Origin of the sequence: Dethiosulfatarculus sandiegensis, assembly GCF_000931935.2 — a bacterium.
In the GTDB taxonomy this organism is placed as follows: Bacteria; Desulfobacterota; Desulfarculia; order Desulfarculales; family Desulfarculaceae; genus Dethiosulfatarculus; species Dethiosulfatarculus sandiegensis.
Genome location: NZ_AZAC01000078.1, coordinates 68,688 through 90,719 on the forward strand (window position 1 = coordinate 68,688; position 22,032 = coordinate 90,719).

General features: G+C 52.2%; 15 protein-coding genes and 1 riboswitch. Of the genes, 11 read left to right on the forward strand and 4 right to left on the reverse strand.

Translation table 11 applies throughout. The features are described 5' to 3' along the window. Nucleotides 1–2 precede the first annotated feature (2 nt). Genes cobN through X474_RS24120 form a run of 7 tightly spaced genes read left to right on the forward strand, consistent with a single transcriptional unit; the run spans nt 3 to nt 8,893 of the window. The gene (cobN, locus tag X474_RS24090; protein WP_082464617.1) at nt 3–3,875 is read left to right on the forward strand and encodes a cobaltochelatase subunit CobN; all 3,873 of its coding nucleotides are present in this window, start codon (nt 3–5) and stop codon (nt 3,873–3,875) included. Next, entirely contained in the window at nt 3,872–4,645 is a 774-nt protein-coding gene (gene ccsA, locus X474_RS24095) for a cytochrome c biogenesis protein CcsA (protein ID WP_044352628.1), read from the forward strand. The genes cobN and ccsA overlap by 4 nt, the downstream gene beginning before the upstream one ends. Then, complete coding sequence (locus X474_RS24100) at nt 4,642–5,469, forward strand: cytochrome c biogenesis protein ResB (protein ID WP_044352629.1); 828 nt, start codon at nt 4,642–4,644, stop codon at nt 5,467–5,469. Before ccsA ends, X474_RS24100 begins: the two co-directional genes overlap by 4 nt. Beyond that, nucleotides 5,466–6,323: an ABC transporter substrate-binding protein gene (locus tag X474_RS24105; protein ID WP_052515590.1), complete on the forward strand. Its 858-nt coding sequence runs from the start codon at nt 5,466–5,468 to the stop codon at nt 6,321–6,323. The genes X474_RS24100 and X474_RS24105 overlap by 4 nt, the downstream gene beginning before the upstream one ends. A gap of 51 nt (nt 6,324–6,374) precedes the next feature. Continuing rightward, on the forward strand, nt 6,375–6,614 hold the full coding sequence (locus X474_RS24110) for a hypothetical protein (RefSeq protein ID WP_052515591.1): 240 nt from the start codon (nt 6,375–6,377) through the stop codon (nt 6,612–6,614). 3 nt (nt 6,615–6,617) lie between these two features. Next, nucleotides 6,618–7,643, forward strand: a complete 1,026-nt coding sequence (locus X474_RS24115) for a FecCD family ABC transporter permease (protein WP_044352630.1) — start codon at nt 6,618–6,620, stop codon at nt 7,641–7,643. After that, nucleotides 7,640–8,893 (forward strand): ABC transporter ATP-binding protein, encoded by a 1,254-nt coding sequence (locus X474_RS24120; protein WP_044352632.1) that lies wholly within the window; start codon nt 7,640–7,642, stop codon nt 8,891–8,893. The genes X474_RS24115 and X474_RS24120 overlap by 4 nt, the downstream gene beginning before the upstream one ends. Before the next feature lie 258 nt (nt 8,894–9,151). Here X474_RS24120 and X474_RS24125 read toward each other — a convergent pair whose 3' ends face one another. Further along, a complete protein-coding gene (locus X474_RS24125) occupies nt 9,152–11,128 on the reverse strand; it encodes a TonB-dependent receptor plug domain-containing protein (protein ID WP_197282258.1) in 1,977 nt (658 codons plus the stop codon). A 157-nt stretch (nt 11,129–11,285) separates the two neighbouring features. Next, a riboswitch (cobalamin riboswitch) is annotated at nt 11,286–11,475 on the reverse strand. Between the two features lie 476 nt (nt 11,476–11,951). On the opposite strand from X474_RS24125, the gene X474_RS24130 reads away from it, so the two are divergent. From X474_RS24130 to X474_RS24145, 4 genes are all read left to right on the forward strand, one after another. Continuing rightward, nucleotides 11,952–13,577, forward strand: a complete 1,626-nt coding sequence (locus tag X474_RS24130) for a tetrathionate reductase family octaheme c-type cytochrome (protein WP_052515592.1) — start codon at nt 11,952–11,954, stop codon at nt 13,575–13,577. A 3-nt stretch (nt 13,578–13,580) separates the two neighbouring features. Continuing rightward, nucleotides 13,581–14,195 (forward strand): cytochrome b/b6 domain-containing protein, encoded by a 615-nt coding sequence (locus tag X474_RS24135; protein ID WP_044352635.1) that lies wholly within the window; start codon nt 13,581–13,583, stop codon nt 14,193–14,195. A 264-nt stretch (nt 14,196–14,459) separates the two neighbouring features. Continuing rightward, nucleotides 14,460–15,386 (forward strand): Tll0287-like domain-containing protein, encoded by a 927-nt coding sequence (locus X474_RS24140; RefSeq protein ID WP_231688376.1) that lies wholly within the window; start codon nt 14,460–14,462, stop codon nt 15,384–15,386. A gap of 330 nt (nt 15,387–15,716) precedes the next feature. Then, on the forward strand, nt 15,717–16,541 hold the full coding sequence (locus X474_RS24145) for a PilZ domain-containing protein (RefSeq protein ID WP_044352637.1): 825 nt from the start codon (nt 15,717–15,719) through the stop codon (nt 16,539–16,541). Here X474_RS24145 and X474_RS24150 read toward each other — a convergent pair. Genes X474_RS24150 through X474_RS24160 form a run of 3 tightly spaced genes read right to left on the reverse strand, consistent with a single transcriptional unit; the run spans nt 16,530 to nt 21,877 of the window. Further along, nucleotides 16,530–17,576: a glycoside hydrolase family 26 protein gene (locus tag X474_RS24150; protein ID WP_052515594.1), complete on the reverse strand. Its 1,047-nt coding sequence runs from the start codon at nt 17,574–17,576 to the stop codon at nt 16,530–16,532. The two genes, X474_RS24145 and X474_RS24150, sit on opposite strands and share 12 nt — an antisense overlap. Continuing rightward, the gene (locus X474_RS24155; protein WP_044352639.1) at nt 17,577–19,229 is read right to left on the reverse strand and encodes a glycosyltransferase family 2 protein; all 1,653 of its coding nucleotides are present in this window, start codon (nt 19,227–19,229) and stop codon (nt 17,577–17,579) included. Beyond that, the gene (locus X474_RS24160) at nt 19,229–21,877 is read right to left on the reverse strand and encodes a tetratricopeptide repeat protein (protein WP_156360919.1); all 2,649 of its coding nucleotides are present in this window, start codon (nt 21,875–21,877) and stop codon (nt 19,229–19,231) included. Before X474_RS24160 ends, X474_RS24155 begins: the two co-directional genes overlap by 1 nt. Between the last annotated feature and the right edge of the window lie 155 nt (nt 21,878–22,032).

Here is a 22,032-nt window from a genome sequence, read left to right on the forward strand (position 1 = left end):
TCATGGAAAACCAAAACTATAAAAGACTCGACCAACAAAACCAGGCAGCGGGCCTGATCTCATTTGGGGATGGTCATGACCTTTTTAAACTGGTCTTTTTCAGCACCACCTCAAACGAACTTGCCAATTTCAAAAAGGCCTTGCAGGCAGTCTCGGCCAATGGCCTGGAGATAGACATGAAGGCCTTCACCAAGTTCCAACTGGGAGACAGAAAAAGCCAAAAGGCCTTTGTGGATCAAGCGCTCAAGGCGGATGCGGTGGTCATCACCCTTATGGGCGGGGGGGCATCCTGTCCGGCCTGGGATTACTTTATCCCGGCGCTTTCCAGGGCCAGGCAGTCCGGCCAAGCCCCTTATTTCCACCTTCAGCCCACCGGGGGCAACCAGGAAGTCTGGGAATTGGCCCTTAAACATAGCGACGGTATGGAAAACGGCCAGTGGCAGGAACTAAACAGCTATTTTCGCCACGGCGGGGCAGAAAACGCAGCCGGTTTTTTCCTGTCTCTGGCCAATTTACTTACAAACGAAAGTTACGAACTGCCCCCGGTCTGGACCCCGCCCACCGAGGGCATCTACCATCCGGACTGGCCCGGATCACCGGATCTGAAAACCTACCTCAAGGCCCTGGACCCGGCCAAGCCCCTGATTGGCATCTGGTTTTATCAAAACCTGTGGGTCAACAACGCCCTGGACCACATAAACGCCCTGATAAGGTCCATTGAACAAAAAGGCGGCCAGGCCCTGGCTGTTTTCCACTATCGCTTTAAAGACAGGGTGGTGGGAAACCAGGGCGCGGACCAGGTAATCAGAAAATTTTTTCAAAAAGACGGCCAAACCATTATCCAGGCCCTGTTAAGCCCCATGATGTTCAGCCTGGGCATGGCTTCGCCTGAATATATGGGGCTGATGGAAGAACTGGGTGTGCCGGTGATCCAGGCCGTAACCACCATGCAGCCCAGGGAGGAGTGGCAAAAAAGCCTCCAGGGGCTTACCGCGGTGGATGTGACCATGAGCCTGGCCCAGCCCGAGTTTGACGGCCACCTCATCTCCGCCCCGGTGGCGGCCAAGGAGCAGACGGAAAAAGACCCGGTAACCGGCGCAGTGCCTGCCCGTTATATCCCCATTCCGGACCGGGTGGACCAGGCCGTATCCCTGGCCCTTAACTGGGCGGCCTTGAGGCAAAAGCCCAATTCCCAAAAAAAAGTGGCCATAATCTTTCATCATTATCCCCCGCGCAATGACCGTATTGGCTGCGCCGCGGGGCTGGACAGCTTTGCCAGTGTACACAACCTGCTCCTGGCCATGGCCGAAAAGGGCTACCGCCTGGAGCAGACCTACAGCGACGGTCAGGAACTGGCCGAACAGGTTCTAAAGGGTATGACCACGGACCGCCGCTTTTTAGGGCCCAGGGAAATGGCCCAAAAAGCCGCAGCCCAGGTTGAGGAATCTGATTATCAACCCTGGCATGAAGCGTTGCCTGCCAAGAACCAAAGGCAAATGACCGGGGACTGGGGCCCCATGCCGGGCGAACTATATGTGGAAAAAGAAAAAATCCTTATTCCCGGGGTGATAAACGGCAATGTTTTCATCTCCATGCAGCCACCCAGGGGATTTCTGGAGCAGATAGACAAAATCTACCATGACCCCCTGCTCTCTCCGCCCCACCACTATCTGGCCTTTTACCGCTATATAAAGCACATATTCCAGGCAGATGTGGTCTTGCATATCGGCAAACACGGGTCTTTGGAATGGCTGCCCGGCAAGGGGACCGGGCTTTCGGCTGAATGCTACCCAGAGCTTTCGATCATGGACCTGCCGAATGTGTACCCCTACATAATCAACGATCCCGGCGAGGGCACCCAGGCCAAACGCCGTTCGGGCGCTTGCATCATCGACCACATGACCCCTGTCATGGTCAACGCCGATCTTTACGAAGACCTGGCCCAGGTCGAAAACCTGGTCCATGAGTACAACCAGGCCAGGATTGAAGACCCGGCCAAACTCAAGCTCTTAAGGCCCATGATCCTGAAGGCGGTGAAAGAGGCCGACCTGGACCGGGAACTGGGCCTGGACCCGGAGCGAGACCCGGAAAAGAACCCGAACGAATTTGAGCATTTGCTTGAAGAACTACACGAATATTTGGGTGATTGCGCCGACACCATGATCAATGACGGGCTGCACACCCTGGGGCAGGCTCCCCAGGGAGAAGCCCTGGTCAATTGCCTGGCCCAGCTCACCAGGCTGGACAACGGGGGCTCCCCTTCCCTCAGGCGCTCGATAATTGAAGCCCGGGGTCATGATTATGACCGGCTTCTGGAAAAAGCCGGGGCGGTTATCACAAAGGACGGCCAAACAGGCCAGGACCTGATCCAAAAGTCCCAGGACTTGAGTCTTGAGATGCTCTCAGCTCTGGCTCAAAGCGGTTACGACCGCGATCAAATCGAGCGGATCGTGACAAAAACCCTGGGGTCGGAAGACCCGAACACCTGCCGGGCCCTTTACTTTGCCCTGGATCAGGCCCTGCCCAGGCTTAAATCCATAAGCCGGGAAATAACAGCCACTCTAATGGCCATGGAAGGACGCCATGTGGCGGCCGGTCCCTCGGGCGCTCCCAGCCGGGGACAGGTTGATGTGCTTCCCACGGGGCGCAATTTCTATTCGGTTGATCCCAGAAAAATTCCCTCGCCCGCAGCCTACAAGGTGGGCAGCGCCCTGGGCCAGGCCCTTTTGGAACGCCATTATAAAGAGCAGGGCCGCTACCCGGAGAACATAGGCATCATCCTGTGGGCCAGCCCCACCATGCGCAGCAAGGGCGACGATGTGGCGGAAATCCTTTGGCTGATGGGGCTCAAGCCTGTTTGGCAAAGGGGCTCGGGCAATGTGAGCGGGCTCGAGGTAATTCCCTTGAAAGAGCTGGCAAGGCCCAGAATGGATGTAACCCCACGCATCTCCGGCATCTTCAGAGACGCTTTTCCCAACCTGGTGGAGCTGATCGACCAGGGGGTGCGCATGGTGGCGGCGTTAAAGGAAGACCCCGGCTCCAATTTCCTGAGAGGGCATGTGCAAGAGGACATGGCCCACTTCAAAAACCAGGGCATGAAAAGTGAAGACGCCTTTCGCCAGGCCACCTTGCGCCTTTTCGGGGCCCCGCCCGGGGCCTATGGGGCGGGCGTGGCCGATGTAATTGAAGCCAAAAACTGGAAAGACGTAAACGACCTGGGAAAGGTGTTTCTGACCTGGTCCTCTCATGCCTATGGTCAGGGGGTGAAGGGCCAAAAACAGGAAGAGACCTACAAAAGACTGCTTGGCCGCATGGACGTAACCCTGAAAAACGAAGACAGCAGGGAATACGACATGATGTCATGTACGGATTTTTACAGTTACCACGGAGGCTTGATCGCCGCGGTCCGTTCCGTAAGGGGGCAGGCGCCTACATCCTTTGCAGGCGACAGCTCGGATCCGGACCGGGTCAAGGTGCGCACTGCGGCCGAAGAGGCCAAGCATATCTTCCGCTCCCGCCTTTTAAACCCCAAGTGGATCCAAGGGCTTATGCGCCACGGTTACAAGGGGGCCGGGGATATTTCCAAGGCGGTGGATGTGGCCTTTGGCTGGGACGCCACCAGCGATGTGGTTGAAGACTACATGTACGAACGCCTGGCGCAAAGGGTGGCCTTTGATCCCCAGATCAGGGAATGGATGAACCAGGTCAACCCGGCCGCGCTTTTCAACATAGCCGAAAAACTCCTCGAGGCCATTAAAAGAGGCATGTGGAAGGCCAAACGGGAGACAGAGGAACAGCTGACCCAAATCTACCTTGAAGCCGAGGGAGAGGTGGAGCAATCCACCGCCCCCCAAGGCGATGGAGATATAAAATGAACCCTCTCACTGTCTGGGTGGGACTTCTTTATCAGGCAGGGGCCCTTTTGTACCTGCTGGCCGCGGTTGCCAGGCTCCTTAAAGGCAAAGTGACCAGCCTGGTTGTCCTTTGCCTGGGTCTTTTGGCCAACCTGGGGTCCATAGGGCTTAAGCTCTATCTTTCCTGGCCCATGCAATCCCCTTATCAGGAGCCCTTCTGGCTGCCCGCGGCCCTGGCCCTTCTCACCCTGGGATTTGCCCGCAAAGGGCATGATTTCGCTGCCAAATCAATGGTATTTGTAGCCGCTATCCTGGCTCTGGCAGGGGCCTTGTTTCCTAATGACTGCTACCTGCCTTTTCCCCGTTCCAACAGCATCTTAGCCCACCTCTTCCTGCCCATGAGCGTTTTGGGCAAAGCCCTTTTCTATGCGGCCGGCGCCCAAGCGCTCATGTTCCTACTGGGGTACGGGCAAAAAACCGGTGAACAGAAAACCAAGCCGATTTTCAACCGGCTCATGGTCTGGGGGTTTGTGATTTTCACCTTAAGCCTTTTCCTGGCCGAGGCCTGGTCCTATCTCGGCTGGGCCAGCCCCGTGATCTGGAACAACGCCACCATGACCTCAACCATGGCGGTCTGGTTTTATTACGGATGCTATTTACACCTCTATCTGCTGCGCGCCTGGCCAATGCGGCGCAGGGCCTGGTTTGCGGTGGCCGGGCTGCCCCTCTTGATAGTCTTCACCCTTTTACCCGAAATCGGCGGGTTCAAGTGGCCGGAGTGGTTGGCATGAAATTATTGAAAACCCTTTGGATTTTTTTCGGAAAGGCAAGCCTGAGCATCTGGGTGCTGCTCTCCCTGGTGGTGGTCTTGTGCTGCGGGTACTACCTGTTTGAGGCCGCTCCCACTATTTACGCCCCCTTGAACCGGCTTCTGCTCTGGGACTGGATTGTCTCCTATGGCCTGCACAACCTGGAGAACACCTGGTGGTTTTTCTGCTTTTTAGTGCTTTTGGGGCTCCTGGTGACAAACACGGTTGTCTGCACCTGGCAAAAGGTGGTTGCCCTGGCTAAAAGGCGCAAAAACGGCTCTTCCTTGGATTACTGGCTCAGGTTCTCTCCCCATATCATGCACCTGGCCTTTATCATCATCCTGGCCTCCCATCTGGTGACCTATGTTTTCGGGTTAAACGCCCAAAACAACCTGGTGCTTCTGAATAAAGAAATCACCCTGCCCGACTCCCAGATCAGGCTCAGGCTGGACGGCATTGAATCAACCTTTTACCAGGGTGAACGCCTGGCCTTTTTCAAGGGCCGAGCCCTTTCTCAAAATATTTCCCTAAGCCTGATAGGCCCGGACGGCACTGTCACCCAAAAGAGCCTGGCCATAAACAGCCCTATCTGGCATCAGGGTTACAGCATTCACTTGAAGAGCTATTACCCCAAGGCCAAATCCACCATGCAAAGAAGGAATTACGCCAATCTGATCATAAAAAGAGACCCCGGCGTGAAAACTTTTTTCTTCGGCACCTTTGTATTTGCCTTTGGTTTATTGGCCTACCTGTGGCAGGCGCTGAGGCAGCATAAAGAGCGCGCCATGCGGGAGATGCAAAAATGAAAACCTTTCTTTCCACTAAGCAGCAACAAAGCAGACCGGACAGGTTACCGGGCAAAAAAAACGGCTTTTCTCCGCTCTTTAAAAGCATATACCTGTTTGGCGCCTTCCTTTTTCTCTCTTTTATTTTGGCCTGCCCAGCCTTGGCCAATTTCGAGGCCATCGGCCCCTTTAGTGTGGATTCCAGGCCTGATAAAACCTATGTGGTTACGGACGGCATAGGCAGAAACCTCTACCTGGTTCCACGGGGGCAAAAACCTCCTGCCGGGGTTAATCCCGCCCATGTAGTCAGAATCCCGGTCAAAAGTGTTGCCACAGACTCCAAAAGGGACACCTCCCTTTTCGTGGCCCTGGGGACCATAGACGCGGTAAAGGCCGTGGTGGGAAAACCCAAGGACTGGACCATCGAAAAGATCAAAAAGGGCCTTCAAGACGGTTCCGTAGTCTCCCTTGGCCTGAGCCACGGACTGGACTATGAACGCCTGGCCAAGGCCAGGCCTGATGTGTTCTTCACCTGGGATGAATCCCTGGTTCCCATAATGGAGGAATTCGGCATTCCCACGGTTATCACCAACACAGACACAGCCCGGGATCTGGACACCCAGATCCGCTTTGTTTATTTTCTGGCCCCCTTTTTCAATGAATTTAAAAAGGCGGATCAATATGTGGCCCGGGTTTACAAGGCCTTGGAGGATATCAAGGCCAAAACCGCTAACGTAAAGAAAAAACCGACAGTTATCTGGGGAGATGTTTATTCCAAACGGGTTTTGGTGGAGCCGGGCAACTCATGGGCCGCCCAGATTGTGGAGGCCTCGGGCGGGGAGTACCTGTTCAGCGATGTCTCCGGCGACACCTGACTTGAAATCGCACTGGAGAGGTTCTTCTCCAGCGGAAGCAAGGCCCAGATCATGATCACTTATCGCACTCCCAGACTGGGCATGGCCACCAAGGCCAGAATGAAGGCAACCAACCCGACAATTGCATCCATAAGGCCCCTGAACCAAGGCAAGGTGTTTTTTCCCCTTAAACACTACAGTCAGGCGGCCGACCGCCTGGACGAAATCCTCACCGATCTGGCAGCGATTATTCACCCGGAGCTGTATCCGGATTACAAACTGCGGCATTTTGCGGAAATGCCCGGAGAATAGCCTATGAACCCCAAAATGCCCGCAGAAAAAAGGGCGCTGTACGTTTTGCCCCTTTTAGCCCTTTTTTGCGTGTTGATATTCTGGCTAAGCCTGAATATGGGCACAGTGACCAGCCGGGCCGCCGTAGTCTGGAAAGTGCTATGGGGTGTTGAAAGCGGCGGCAGCCTGGATTTCATCATCAAAAACATCCGCCTGCCCAGGGCGCTGGCCTCGTTAAGCGGCGGGGCCATGTTGGCGGTCAGCGGGCTTTTACTTCAGGTCTACTTCAGAAACCCCATTGTGGGCCCCTTTGTATTAGGCATCTCCTCGGGAGCCACCCTGATGGTTTCTTTGGTAATGCTCACCACAGTGGCCGTGGGCATGGTGGGAGTGGTCCCCTTTCTCACTCCGGTGGCGGCCTTTGCCGGAGCCCTGGGCGCCATGTCCCTGGTGATGATGGTGGCAGCCAAGGTAAGGCAAGGGGTGACCCTTTTGATAGCCGGCATCATGATCGGCTATTTAACCGGCGCGGTAACCAGCCTTTTGATCACCTTTGCCGAGGCCGAACGCATCAAGAACTTCAACCTCTGGCAGCTCGGCAGTTTCAGCGGGTACACCTGGACCGAACTTGCGGTGATGCTCTCCCTGGGCTTTGTGCTGCTTATCATTGTCTACGGTTTAAGCAAACAGTTGAATGCGTTTCTTTTGGGTGAAGACTACGCTGCCACCATGGGGGTGAATATCAGGCGTTTTCGCCTGCTTCTGGTCCTGGTCTCCTGCGGCCTATCCTCTGTGGTGACGGCCACGGCCGGACCGGTGGCCTTTGTGGGCCTGGCTGTGCCCCACATGGCCAGGCTGGCCCTGTCCACCAGCGACAATCGGCTTCTCATACCGGCTACCGCCCTGATCGGGGCCTTGGTCTGCGGATTCTGTGACATCATAGCCAGGACCATCTTCGCACCGGTGGAAGCGCCCTTAAGCGCCATCACCTCGTTTTTCGGTGCGCCGGTGGTCATTTTCCTTCTCTTGAAAAACAAGGCAAGACAATGAAACACAGAACGGAAAGCAGAACCATCCTGGAGCTTGAAAAGCTCTCTGTGGGCTATGGCAGGAAAATAGTTTTATCCGAGGTGAATTTCAGTCTGGAAGAGGGCCGTTTCCTCTCCCTTCTGGGTCCCAACGGGGCAGGCAAGACCACGCTCTTACGCACCTTGACCGGGCTGCAGCCCGCTCTTTCGGGCCGGGTTCTTATCCTGGGACAAGACCTGGCCCGCATGAACCGGGCCAAGCTGGCCCGCATCCAGGCAGTTGTCCTGACCGACCGCCTCACCCCCGGGCTTTTGACCGCCTATGAAGTCACCGCCCTGGGGCGCTATCCCCACACGGGGTTCCTCGGCAAATTGGGACCGGATGATCACCAGGCAGTCAGCCGGGCCCTTGAGATGGTTGAAGCCAAGGGCCTGGCCGAACGTTTTTTCCAAAGGCTCTCGGACGGTGAAAAGCAAAAAATAATCCTGGCCAGGGCCCTGGCCCAGGAGCCTAAACTCATTCTTCTGGATGAGCCCACAGTGCACCTGGACCTGAAACACCGCCTGGAGGTCATATCCATCCTGCGCAACCTGTGCCGGGATCTGGGCATAACGGTCGTGGCCTCCTTGCATGACGTGGACATGGCCTCCCGTCTTTCAGATCAGGTGGCCCTGATCGCAGAGGGCGGCCTGGCCGACTTCGGCCCGCCCGAACTGGTCTTGAACGACAGCTCAGTCGCCCGGCTTTACAAGCTGGAAGGCGCACGCTATGACAGCCGCCTGGGGGTTATGGAGCTTGAGAACCAGGGCAAAAGGGGCCCGGTTTTTGTAGTGCCCGGCGGAGGTTCGGCCACCTCACTTTTAAGACTTCTGCATAAAAGAGGCTTCGCCCTGCTATGCGGAGTGGCCCATCAGGGGGATATGGATCATCACCTGGCTTCAGTTCTGGGAGCCCGGATGGTGAGTGTGCCCGCCTTTAGCCGGGCCTCGGAAAAGGATCTGGATAACTGCCTTGAATTAATGAATATGGCGGATGTGGTCATAGACAGTGGATTTGAACTGGGCATGGCCAACCAGGCCAACCGGGATCTTTTGATCAGGGCGCTCCAAAAAGGCAAACAGGTCTTTAGCCTGCGCTCGGACCATGAAGCAAAGGAAATGCTGGGCTCCTTAAGCGCCAACCTTGTCTGCTGCAAAAATGAACTTGATCTGGCCCGGGAAATTTCGGCCTATAATCACGCGCTTGTAATTCCCAAAAAACAAAGCGCATGACGCATCACCATGAGGCCACAGGCTGACAAGGTAAAAAGTAGGGGATGACTAGAAATATTCGGGCTGTTTTTTTTAGACCGGGTTAAATGCTGAAAGGCCTCATAAGAAGGCATAAGCACCCAAAATTCGAGAAACAAAATAACAAGCGATTTAAATACCTTGGTAAAGCTGCAAAGTGCTGTAAGCACTTGCAGCCCTCACAGGCAACCCTGAAATAGGCCGGGCTTTTTGGCCCGGCCTATTTCATAGAAGAATCAATTAAAGCAGATCAAAATTGATCTCGATACCGGCATAGACCCACATACCGGGATCAAGAACCTCGTACTGACTGGAGTACCCGGGAGTCATGTTGCCGTAGACCACCAGGTCTTCGTCAAACAGGTTATCCACTTTGAGCTTAAGCTTTAACCAGGAGTTGCATTTATAGGAACCGGTGAGGTGGACATTCACATAGTCTTCCAGACCGCGCTCCCGATCAAACATCATGGCCGCGTTCAGCCCCAGGGCCAGGCGGTCGTTGTCAAAGTACACGCCCGGAGCCACCTGCCACTTGGGACCGGCTTGTTCACGCAGATCGTCTTCTTCTTCCCAGGGATCCGCGCCATAGCCGCCCAGGGTAAGTGTAACGTAGTCATGGACTTTAAGGTCAAAACTCCACTCTACGCCGCTGGTGCGGTATTTATCCATGTTCTGGGCATAATATCTGTCGTCGCTGTTATCCAGCACATAGCGGATTTTATCCTTGTAATCCATCAAGAACCCGCTGACGGTACCGCTTAAGCGACCGGTCTTGAACTTGTAACCCACTTCATAGGTCCAGCCGTATTCCGGGTCCAGTTCGGCGTTGCCTACAAAAGTTGCAGTCTCGGCATAGAGCTGGTTAAAGGTGGGAACCCGGAAGGCCCGGCCCACATTGGCAAAAAGTGAATTTTGCTTATTGATTTTGTAAACCGCCTGGAACTGGGGCACCGGTTCAAAGTAGTTGTCCGCGTCTTCTTCGGTGTTGATCACACCTTGGCCCCTGATTCCCAGACCAAGAATCAAGTCATTGAAAAGGGTTTTTTCCGCCTGCAGGAAAATAGAAGGCAGGTGACGGTCGTGATTCAGGTCGGACTGCTTGATATAGTAGCCGGACCTGCTGGATCCCTTTACATCCTGTCTGGTCTCATCCTGCTTTTCATAGGTCCAGGTTCCGCCATACAGAAAAAGGGTGTTAAGGGCATAGGTGGAATGCTGCAAGTCAAGGCCGGTGGAGTAGCTCTTCTTTTTGTTCTCCTTGCCGGGCTTTTGAGCGTTTCCGTAGTAATCGTATTCCAGCTCCATGAAGTTGTAGTTGAAAAAGGCAGTGGCCTTGAGCCGGTCTTTTTCATAGGTGCCGGAAAGATAGTGGTGGTAAATGGTTTCGTCGGTTCTGGAGCTGCTGCTGGGCTTTTTCAAATACCTGGCCGCATACCCCGCGTCGGTGTAATTAAACATGTAGTTAAATACAAAGGGCTCGGAAGGCTGCACTGAAAACAGGGCCGCATATTTTTTGGGGTTAAAAAGATCACTATTGTAAGGGTTTGATTTCTTGTAATTTTGTTTAACATTCTCCAGGTCGTCATACTGCAGGTAACTGGCCCCGATCAGGATCTTTTCATTTCTGTACCAGGCCCCCGCATCCATAAACCCGTAGCTGCCGCCGGTGAGCTGGCCGCCCACCGCGGGTTTGCCCGGCCTTTTGGTGCGCATGTTGATAACGCCGGTCATGGCCCGTGAACCATACAGGGTGGAGTTGGACCCTTTGACGACCTCCATCCTCTCCAGGAAGATGGCCGGAATCTGGTCCAGGTCATAGGACCCGGCAGTGGGCTCGATAATGGGGATGCTGTTCACCATGATCTGCTCGCCGCCTTTAATGCCGCGAATGCCGATCTCCCCATTCATGCCTCCCTGGCTCACGCCTCCGGGGAACGAGGCGGAGAAGTTGATGCCACCGGTCCTCTGCAGAATCTCAAAGGCGTTGTTTCCGCCCTGCTCTTCAATATCCTTGGCTGTTATGACAGTGGTAAAGGAACCGGTATCCAAGTCTTCTGCCTGATAACGCTTGGCAGTGACGTTTACCGTATCCATCACCATTTGCCGGTCTTTGTCTTGTTTTAGGCCGTCTTTGCTTTTGGCCAGGGCCATACAGGTGGAATTCATCACTATAAGCGCGAAAAATACTCCCGTAATTCCGCATACCGCTTTTCTCACGTTCAGCTCCTTTTCCTCTTTTAGCGTATTTTTTAAGGCGCACACGTGAGCACGGCGGATAAAAAAGAAAAAGCCCCGAGATTGCATAAACAGCATCCCGGAGCGCACCCATTTTCTTTGCTCCAGCCACACCCTTCCCGCGCATATCCACGTGCGCGCCAGGGTTTACCGTCGGACAGGTCTTCTGGCTCTCGGTTTAAACCTACTCACCGCGCCTTCCCACCCGGCTCTTTCCGGACAGTGGCTTATTTGCGGCTTTTGTCACCGATCACAGCGGCGGGACCGCGCCGGAATTTCACCGGCTTCCCTATCAAGCCCCAAGGGGCATCCGTCGGTATTATATTGTGTGTTTTATATTAAAAGAAAAAACAACTGTCAACCAATTAACAGGATTAAGTGACCACAAAAAATATATTCGGTTGATATTTTTCCGACTCAACCGGCGTCCCCTTTGGGAAACAAAAAAACAGGCCTATCAAATAAAAAATTAGTCTAAAAAAAAGATCTTTATCTATAAAAACCGCTAAACAACTATTTCAACTCAATCTCACCCTTTTTGGCGCTTAAACCGTGTAAACAGTCACAAGTAGTAATCATCTGAAGCTTATAAACGTAGAACCGGACCGGGCAGGACAAGCAGGGGCTTGACTCTTGCCGTAAAATATCCTAGTAATTTAATTATGTAACTGTAATTTTAAAAATACGTACAAAACTCCCCAATTACCATGGGGGATCGAATTATGCCAAAATCCGGCATTAATTTATCCAACCTGTTTAGCGGGCAGGTAACTATCCCAAAAAGGGAAGCGAAAGGTGGCGGCCTATGATCAGACGCAAAAAGGCATTTCAGGCGGCAGTTATTTGCTGGACTGCCCTGCTCCTTGCTTTTCCTGCCCTGATTGGAGCTGCCGAAGAAAAAAGCCATCCCCTGCCCGGCCAGCGCTGGGACACAGCGGACCACAGCCGTTTTGAAGTCCTGCAACAACCTTTTGAAAACGGGCCCCAGGTTACCAAGGCCTGTCTGAGCTGCCACAACGAGGCAGCCACACAGGTGATGCAGACAATTCATTGGACCTGGATGTGCCCCAAGGCCCCAGCTGAGGCCAAGCTGGGCAAAGGGGGCTGGGTGGTGAACAACTTCTGCATCGCCATGCCTTCCAACGAACCCCGCTGCACTTCATGCCACGCCGGTTATGGCTGGAAAAACAAATCCTTTGATTTCACAGACCAGACAAAGGTGGATTGCCTTGTCTGCCATGAGCAGACCGGGACCTATAAAAAATTCCCCGCCGGGGCGGGCAACCCGGTGAGTGAGCCCAAGGTTTTTCCGGGCAACAAAAAGAAATATTTTCCGCCGGACTGGAACAAAGTAGCCCAGAGTGTGGACAAGCCCACCCGCAAAAACTGCGGCGTCTGTCACTTTTTCGGTGGCGGTGGCGACGGAGTGAAGCATGGAGATCTGGATTCCTCCATGTTGAAGCCCGATAAAAACCTGGATGTGCATATGGCGGTGGAGGGGAAAAACTTCACCTGTGCCCGCTGCCACACCACAGTGGTTCACAAAATAAGCGGACGCTGTTATAAGACTCCGGCCGCCAAAAAAAGAGTGACCCTGATTCAGGATGACCAGACCACCCGAATCACCTGTGTTTCCTGCCATACAGAAAAACCGCACGACGCCGGGGTCAAGGCCAACGACCATACGGACAAGGTGGCCTGCCAGACCTGCCATATCCCGGCCTTTGCCCGCAAACTGCCGACCAAGATGATGTGGGACTGGTCCACAGCCGGAAAAATGAACAAAGAAGGCAAGCCCTTTGCCAAAAAGGAAAAGATAGGACCGGTAAAGAGGCCGGTCTATGCCACCAAAAAGGGAAATTTCATCTGGAAGATGAATGTCACCCCGGACTACAAGTGGTTTAACGGGTCAGTGGAAAACGTCATGCTGACCACGCCGGTCGATCCCGCAAGACCGGTGGACCTGACTATTATCGAGGGAACGCCAAACCATCCCGACTCCCGCATATACCCCTTTAAGACACACAAAGGAAAAACTCCCTATGACGCGGGGCGCAAACGCATGGCAGTGCCGCATTTGTTTGGCAAGGACAAAAACGCATATTGGAAAAGCTATGACTGGAAGTTGGCCCTGGCCGCAGGCCAAGAGTATGTGGGGCTTCCCTTTAGCGGGGAGGTGGGTTTTATAGACACCAATTACCATTTCCAGATTACCCACCAGGTTGCGCCCAAGTCCAAGGCCCTGGCCTGCGTAGATTGCCACAACCCGAAAAAGAGCCGCCTTGCCGGTGTACCAGGGGTTTACATGCCCGGAAGGGATCGGGCTCCCTGGCTGGATTATGTGGGTTGGGGCGCGGTGCTTGCCGCTCTTTTAGGTGTACTTCTCCATGGCCTGGGGCGCGCGGTTCTGCGCCGCAAAAACGGGAGGTGAGGCATGGCCACAGAATTGAAAAGAGTCTATCTGTACTCCCGGTTCGAGCGTTTCTGGCATTGGGTCCAGGCACTTTTGATCATTGTCCTGGCGGGAACCGGCTTTGAACTGCACGGCGCCTACCATCTTCTGGGCTATGAAAGGGCCCATGAAATTCATGAGTTTTGCGCCTGGAGCTGGTTTGTGCTCTATGCCTTTATCATTTTCTGGATGGCCACCACCGGCGAGTGGCGGCAGTATATCCCCACCACCAAACGCATGGTGGATGTATGCACCTATTATTGTGTGGGGATATTCCAGGGCAAGGATCACCCCGTGCCCAAAAGCGAACAGGTTAAGCATAACCCTTTGCAGCGTATGACCTACCTGGGGATATCACTGATTATCATTCCGGCCCAAATGATCACAGGTTTTTTGTACCTTTTCTACAACGACTGGCCCGCCTGGGGCTGGTCCCAGGCCTTGAGCCTTAATGTGGTGGCCCTGATCCACACCATATTGGCCTTTGCCTTTGTGGCCTTTTTAGTGGTCCATATCTATATGACCTCCACCGGCCACAACGTCTGGGCGCACATGAAGGCCATGCTCACCGGATGGGAAGATGTAAAAGAATCCTGAAGCAGGCAATACCCGCACCCAACAAGCCCAAATACCCGCCGGGTTAAAAATCCGGCGGGTATTTTTACACTAGCTTAACCTGGGACTTACTGGTAAAAAGCTGAAAAACGGTCTAAAATCCCACTCATCTCTTGGTTTGAGGTTCAGACCCAATCCAAGGTGGTATGTATAATTTTTAATATGTTGACCCTGCCCCGCCCGAATCAAAATAAACCCCAGATTGGCAAGTATACCGTTATTCTGGCAGTCTGTTGGTCCATATTGGTGGCTGCCTCACTGACCTGGAACATCTGGCGCAGTGAGCACACAGCCATGGAAGGAGTCTACCTCCAGGCCCGCGTGGCCTTTGAAAAGGACATACTATATCGACGCTGGAACTCAATGCACGGCGGGGTTTACGCCTCTATAAATTCCTCCACCCAACCCAATCCCTATCTCAAAACCCAAGACCGCACCATTAAAACTCCGAACGGTAAATCCCTGACCAAGATCAATCCGTCATATATGACCAGGCAGGTCCACGAACTTCAGGCCAAGGAAACCGGAATCAAGGGCCACATAACCAGCCTCAAACCACTGCGCCCGGCCAACACGCCAGATGAATGGGAAAAAAAAGCGCTTATTAAATTTGAAAAAGGCATTCAGGAATTCTGCGAAGTAAGGTCCATGCAGGGAGAGGAATTTCTGCGCGCAATGTGGCCGATCAGAACTGAAAAATCCTGTCTTAACTGTCATGCGAAACAGGGTTACCGTCTGGGGGACATAAGAGGCGGCATCAGTGTGTCAATCCCTCTTGATCCCATATTAAACACCCTGCATAAAACCCAACTCGCCATAATTTTAACCCATAGTCTGCTTTGGCTGGTGGTTATGGTGGGACTGATTTTGGTTTCCCGAAAACTAAACCGGCAAATAGCAGCCCGTATTAAGGCCTACAAAGATCGGCAGGAAGCTATACAGGCATCCATGAAAGCCAAAAAGGACGCCAAAGAGCTCAAAGGCCTTTTACCCATCTGCGCCAAATGTAAAAAAATCAGGGACGACCAAGGCTATTGGAACAGGTTGGAGGAGTATATCTCAGAGCATTCAGCCGCTGAATTCAGCCATGGCCTTTGCCCCAAATGCGCTCAGGAACTCTATCCGGATATACTGACGGAAGGCAAAATGAAAAAAGATAAAGAAAAAGATTAAACCTTTTCAGCTATCCGCCATCTGAATCTGTGCCCCTGGCGGCCCATTAAGGGCCTTTGCTCCTCATTTCACCCCAAAATATCACTATCAAATAATCGGGCCCACCGGCACAATCACTGATTCATCCAAAGCATTAAAGCGGTCTTCTTTTAAAGAAACAATCTAATCTGCATAACAGTCACAGGCGATTGATCATTATTACTTGTTCTAATCTGAGTAACTTATTCGCTTTACATTAAAGTCATATCCTGCATATTGTTTAAGTGAAGTTGAAAATCTTTTATCCAAAAGCGTCGTCCGGGACTAATACTTGCCTTGGCAGAGTAAAAAATGACCGAACCGCGGGGTAGAGACAAAAGGCTCTTCAAAAGAGTGAAGGTTGAATCCTTCACCCTGCCTTTTCTGGCCACCAGGGAATCAGATCATCAAGTATTTCAGTATATTTTAGTAGACTCCAGTCAGCAGGGAGCCGGAATCGCCATTCCTCGCTGGACCCTGGCCAGGGAAAGGCTCAATAAAGATGAACGGGTCAACCTGCATGTTCCCTTCAGATTGCACGAAAAAAACAGAGACAGTGGAAAAGTCGCCTGGCTGGCTTGGCAAAAAGAAGAGGAAACCCAATACCTGGGAATACACCTGGATCGGGAAACACCGGCATATTATCCCTTGCATCTTGATCTTGTGGCAGGGGAGGTAACCCTTAACCTGCAGGATTTTCAAAGCTCCGATCAGCTTCTTTTGCAGGTTGTAAAGGATTCATGGCTTTTAAAAAAGGGGGTTTTAATATATCTGCACCACCTGACCCCCTATTTTTCAAGGGTTTCCCAGATATCTTCAGAAGGATTCCAAGAGCTGCGCACCATACTACTAGACGATGTGCACCAAAAAGTAGAGAATAACTATAATGAATTGGGTAAGTTGTATCAAAATCTCTCTAATTCCGAGTCCCGGTCCGAAGATCTCGCCCTTTCCCTGGACTTGGAAAAGTTAAGAAGGGCGGTTCAATCGGAGATATACCTGGATCTTTTCGAGGCGGCCCTGGAGAGTGATTTGGCCCTGCAGCAGCTCCGGGCCATTAAAACCCTGGAAGGGAGATTGTACTATAATTACAATGCCATAGTGATGCTTTACATGAAATCTTTTCTACCTGCCTAACCTTTCGGAAACCTGGGACAACAATCCTTGCAAGGACTGGTCACCGCATGCTTTTTCCAGTTCTTTAAGAGACTCATCGTCTTTTTCAACAAGAAGCCGCCAATCCACCTCTTTATCGGTTTGAAACCAAATTAGAGCCTTTACCTCCCACTGCCTGCATTTGGCCAGGCCCTGCCTCAGCCAGGCGTTGCGATCACCACCCTTTTGCGCACAGCCTGTCTCAAAAACAATTAAAGGCTTATCTGGAGCCAACGCCCTCAATTCCGTGTTCAATTCCTTAAAAATACTTGCAAATGCCAGCCAATGGCTCTCCCAGCCATGCTCTTTTTTGTTGCGGGTGGTTCCCCAGTTGTAGCCATCCATGCCTAAGATATCCACATAACCGTGGCCTGGATAATAGGCCCCGGCAGTGTTCCATTTGGCCCCGTGCCAACGGGGATGGGGTAATGATTCAGCATTGGGGCAAAAGGCCCACAACACGTTTTTGGCCCCACAGGCGCGAATTTTACTCACCACATATCGGTAAATCTGTTTATATATTCCGGGGCTTTCAGGCCCGTAATCCTTGGCCCCGGTCCCCCAGTGATAACGGCTAAGGTTCATTTCATGGCCAAAACGGATTATCACGGGTTTTCCAAAATCCACGGCTCCCTTGGCAAACATCATGAGATAAGGATCGTATTCTCCCCGTAGAATTTGCTCCGCCAATACAGGCTGTTCATTAGATTTGGAATCAATATACATGGGCTCCCAGGTGATCACCGCCAGGGCCCCGGCCTTGTGAATCGCCTCCAGGCTCTCTTTTGGGAAAAAACCCTTCCGGGGATCCTCGGGCCACTGCATAAAGAAAACCACCAGCCGGGGGGGAAGATTGGTTTCATTTTTTATAGTCGTCAGTTTTTTTTGAGTGACGGGATAACCATCCAAGGCCACTCCCCAGGCCAAATCTTCCCCCTGCCGGGCCAAGGCAGACCCGGCGATAATCACCCCCCAAAAAAACAGGACCGCCAAAAGGCATGAACGCCAGACTACCATTCACCCTCCCTCCGGCTGGTTAAAATAAAACACCGCGGTAGACAAAATCAACAGATGATATAAGCACCAGAAACTGTTCATCACCAGGGCAAGAGTTGAATCAGGCTCGTAAATCAGGCGATTAACGCCCCATACCAATGCGGCCGCGCTCAACATGCACACCAAAACCTGGGGCCAAAGATCCACCATGGGCAAAGAAAGGCTACGACCCTTGGGAGTAATGCCAAAGGTCCCCCTGTAACCTAAAAACCCCAGCAGCGAGGCTTTCATGAAGACCGGAAAACTCATTCCCAAAAGCAACTGTCCCACTACCAGGTCTTTAAGGGCATATTGCCGCCGCTCCAGGGTAAGGAAAAAGACAGACAGGGATAAAAGCAGATAAGGGATGAAAACCAAAAAATAAATCTCCGGTTTGGCGAAAAAGCTGGGGATATCCAAAATAAGAAACAAAACAGGACACATCAGCATGGTGAAAAAGGCCCAGCCCACAAAATAGTGGGTGCCGGAAAGAAAATACTCCCACCATTGTCTAAAAGGCAGGGCTCCCGGATTTTTCAAAAACCGAAACAACATCTCCCGCCCCAGGCCGGTTGTTCCCAAGGCCCAGCGAAATTGCTGTTTAAAATAAGCCCCCAGATCCTCAGGCCCCATGCCAAAGGCGCATACCTTGTTGAAATAGGCGGAACTCCACCCCTTTGAATGGAACTTATAAGAAGTGGCAATATCCTCCGTGACCGATGATTCATCAAATCCGCCCACATCCAGAAAGGCTTCCCTGCGGAAGATCACGTTGGTGCCGCAACAGAACATGGCATCGGACAAACTCTTCCCCTCGCAGATGTATTCATAAAAAACCGCCTGCTGTAAACCAGCCGCCCTTGCCACCCTGTTATGCTCAAAATTGCTGTAATATTGAGGAGTTTGGATAAATGCCAGCTTGAGGTCGGCCTCCATGCGGGCAACCAGGGGCTCAACAAAATCAGGAAAGGCGTTCATATCCGCATCAAAAACCGCCAGATATTTTTCAGCACCCTGGCGAGGGCGATTTCCATTGGCAGTGAATTCATAGCCCTCCTTTTCCCTCCCATCTATAAACTCCATAAAATCATTAATAATACCCGCCTTTGCCCCCCGCCATCTGCGCCGGAACAGGTGCACCCCCATATCCCGGCACAATTCATCTATCTGCTTGCGGTAAAGGGTTATCTCTTCCTTGTCCCAACCGGGCAGCTCATAGCGGGTGTCATCGAGAAAATAAAGCTGCTTGTTGGGATAGGTGAGGTTGTAAAAGCAGGTAAGCGTGTCGGTCAACACCTCCAGGGGTTCATGATAGGAAGCCACCAATATGGCTACCGGCGGGTACTCCGAAAGGGCGAACGTTGTCTCGGGAAGCGAGGACTTTTGAGGTTTTCCATGCCGCAACACATGATAAATGTTCAGGAAGTATCCAAAGCTATGCATGATGACAAAGGTCTCGGCCAAAAGAAGAAAAAAGGCCACCAGCTTTTCGTACCAGTTATAAGGAGCCGTAAAAAAAATGGCTGTGCGCACTGCCAGATAGGTAAAAACAAGCACCATGGCCAGGGCCACCAGCCCGGAAAGGATAACCGCTATTCCCGGTTTATTTTTTTTCTTGCCTGTTTTTTCAACCATCAGAACCTGTACCCGATCTGAACCCAAAGGCCTTGGGCTTCCCATTTATCTGAACTATGCAGGCTGCCCTTGGCCTCAAGATCCCAGTGGTCACAAAAATCAATATGCCAAAGAGCCTCTATGGCCCCTCCCGGGTTGTCGTCATTATCATCAGACAAAGAAACTCTTATCTCGTAATAGTGTTTTTCCGCCCCACAGAAAAAATACTGCGAAAGGTCATGCCGCCATTCGGCTGTCAGGGCAACTCCCCACCAATTTTGGGGAGCCCAGTAAGGATGGATCATATCCAGTAACTGATCTCCGCCAAAAACCTCCCTGGTCTCATATTCGTGATCCCTGTGCTCCAGCTTAAACATTAGGTTGAATTCCCTGGGATGCTCGGTGAAGGAGTAAGCCACGGAAAGGTTCTCTATCTGCCCTTGGTTGTCGTCATTGTAATCAAGATAATTAAGGTCTAATAACGCCGTAAGCCTGCGGCTGATTTGAGTTTTAATTCCCAGCCAGGTGGTATCGGCATACACACCCTGTCTGATGCTAAAGGCGTTTTGAACCAGATCCTCCCTTTGCCAGCCAAAAGCCAATTCAAGGTAATCGCACAAATTTGTCTTCAGGCTGATATGGCCGTTGTCCAGATCCGAAAGATCCTTGGGCTTATAATTTTTATGGGTCCAGCCTAGGCCTCCCCTTAACCAGGGATTCAAGGGACCGGATGCATTTACACTAAAGCCGTCGGCCTTTGATTCACCAGCCCAATGTATGGGCCTCTCAGACCACTGGTGCGACTTGGCCTCGAACTTGAACCGGCAAAAAACAGGAACCTCAAACCCCAAATCCACGCGTGAGCGAGCCACCTGGGCCCTTTCTCCATAGCCCTTTTCCTGCCAAAAAGAATAATTACCCCCTAAACGAGGATTCTTGCGTCGCCTCTGACGGGATAAAGCCAAGGCCGCCAGGTTGTGCAAGGCATCAAGCTCAAGCAGTTTTTCATAGGTTTGCGCCTCACTACCGCAGAGGCCCAAAGCGCATTGGCTCTGGGCCAAATCAAACCGGGCTTCCCGATTACCGGGCTGGAACCTGACAAGTTCCTGATATTCTCTTAAGGCCCTGGCAAAATGCCTGTTCCACAAGGCCAACTTAGCCTTTTTCTCCCAGGCCGCCTGCTTTTGAATTAAATAAACAGGATAAAGGTCCTGCAAAATCCTTTGCAGGGCGCTTCTTTCAACTCGAGCCAACTCCTCTGACTCTTTGGAAAAGGCCGAACTCAAATTTTGGTAGTTGGAATAAGGCCTTGGTGAAGCCTTGGCTTGCCTTGCCGATAAAACCGCATCCAGCAGGCCCGATGCTTTGTCTGGCCAGGCGTCAGGCTTGAGCCCTTTATTCCGCTCAACCAGTTTGAGCCGCTCGGCCAGGACCTGATCCAAAGGCGGGATCAGAAGCCGATCATAAAGAGTCAAGGCCAGATTCATATCCTTGGCCCAGACCGCTGTCCTGGCCCCTTCCAAAAACGGCATGGGGTCATTGGGATTCAACTTGCCGATTTCCCGATATAGATCCAGCGACTCCCGGTAATTCTCCGACCAGGCCAAAACCCTGGCCCTCGTGATAAGCACCTTTGCCACCCCAGGGAAATCCAAGGCCATTTGGGCAAGCAACTGATTGGCTTTGTCATATTCATGGGCAGAACCCAAGGTCTCAGCCAGGCCCATGCGCGCGGGGAAAAAGTCGGGGTCCACCTTAAGAGATGCCCTGTAAAAAAGGCTCGCCTCTTTGAAATGCCCTTTTCGGGCCAGAAACCCGCCCCAGGCGGACAAATCACCGGCTGTCAGCCCGCCACGTTTGAGCAGGCGGTTCAACTTGTCCTTTTGCAAGGCTTTTCCGGTTCCAAAAAAATAATACTGAACTTCAGGATTGTCCGGCTCCTTTTGTCGGGCCTTGGCAAATAAATTTTGCGCTTTTTTTGATTCACCCTGTTTTAAAAATGCCTCTCCTTGACCAAGCAGGCCGGGGACCTGGTGGGCAGGCAACCGGGCCAACCGCGCATAATAATCCCTTGCCTTTTGGTAATAGCCTTTTTTCAACAAAACCTTGGCGCTATTCTCAAGAGCCACAGGGTCATCGGCCTTCAAAGCCAGGGCCTTTGCGGCGTAGTCCAGGCACTTGTCCAAATCCCCGGCCTGCCATGCCACCTTGCTTAAGCTTGAATAAACCGCATCTACGCTCACATCCTCGGACAAAAGAGCTAAATAAAGCCATTCAGACTCAACAAAACGTTGGGCGCTCATCAAAAGACGGGCCAAATTAAAGCTCGTCTCGAAGTCCTTGGGATTAATCAAGAGGGCTTGTCTGTATATCCGCTCCATGCGGTAAAAGTCACCCCAAAGATTCATGGCCCGGGCTTGGTCCAGAAGCAACTTTGGGTCATAAGGATGCAGTTCACAGGCCTTTATATAAAGTTCGCGACATTTTTTGGCGTGCCCCCTTGCCAACTCCAGCTCAGCCATATCTGCCAACAGAAAACTTTTTTGAGGATTTTTTCGATACAGTTCCTCCAAAAGCAACAAGGCCTTTTCATATTTTTTACTGTATGTATAAAAAAGGCCCAGCTGCCGCCGGGCCTTGAAATCACTTATATAAGCCTTTTCAGGCACTATCGTTTGAGCGGCCCAGGAGGGAGCAATCAAAAATATAAGGGGTAAAAAGCACCCAATTATTGAAAACAAATTGGGCCTTACGGCGCAATTTACCCACACCCCGAAGCTATCAGAGTGGGGGCTTTTTCCGGGCCGGCGGGGTCTTCCCAAAA

Bases quoted from the DNA above. Each gene is read 5' to 3' on its own strand.
- cobN (WP_082464617.1), top strand. From the start codon at position 3: ATGGAAAACCAAAACTATAAAAGACTCGACCAACAAAACCAGGCAGCG.
- ccsA (WP_044352628.1), top strand. From the start codon at position 3,872: ATGAACCCTCTCACTGTCTGGGTGGGACTTCTTTATCAGGCAGGGGCC.
- X474_RS24100 (WP_044352629.1), top strand. From the start codon at position 4,642: ATGAAATTATTGAAAACCCTTTGGATTTTTTTCGGAAAGGCAAGCCTG.
- X474_RS24105 (WP_052515590.1), top strand. From the start codon at position 5,466: ATGAAAACCTTTCTTTCCACTAAGCAGCAACAAAGCAGACCGGACAGG.
- X474_RS24110 (WP_052515591.1), top strand. From the start codon at position 6,375: ATGATCACTTATCGCACTCCCAGACTGGGCATGGCCACCAAGGCCAGA.
- X474_RS24115 (WP_044352630.1), top strand. From the start codon at position 6,618: ATGAACCCCAAAATGCCCGCAGAAAAAAGGGCGCTGTACGTTTTGCCC.
- X474_RS24120 (WP_044352632.1), top strand. From the start codon at position 7,640: ATGAAACACAGAACGGAAAGCAGAACCATCCTGGAGCTTGAAAAGCTC.
- X474_RS24130 (WP_052515592.1), top strand. From the start codon at position 11,952: ATGATCAGACGCAAAAAGGCATTTCAGGCGGCAGTTATTTGCTGGACT.
- X474_RS24135 (WP_044352635.1), top strand. From the start codon at position 13,581: ATGGCCACAGAATTGAAAAGAGTCTATCTGTACTCCCGGTTCGAGCGT.
- X474_RS24145 (WP_044352637.1), top strand. From the start codon at position 15,717: ATGACCGAACCGCGGGGTAGAGACAAAAGGCTCTTCAAAAGAGTGAAG.
- X474_RS24150 (WP_052515594.1), bottom strand. From the start codon at position 17,576: ATGGTAGTCTGGCGTTCATGCCTTTTGGCGGTCCTGTTTTTTTGGGGG.
- X474_RS24155 (WP_044352639.1), bottom strand. From the start codon at position 19,229: ATGGTTGAAAAAACAGGCAAGAAAAAAAATAAACCGGGAATAGCGGTT.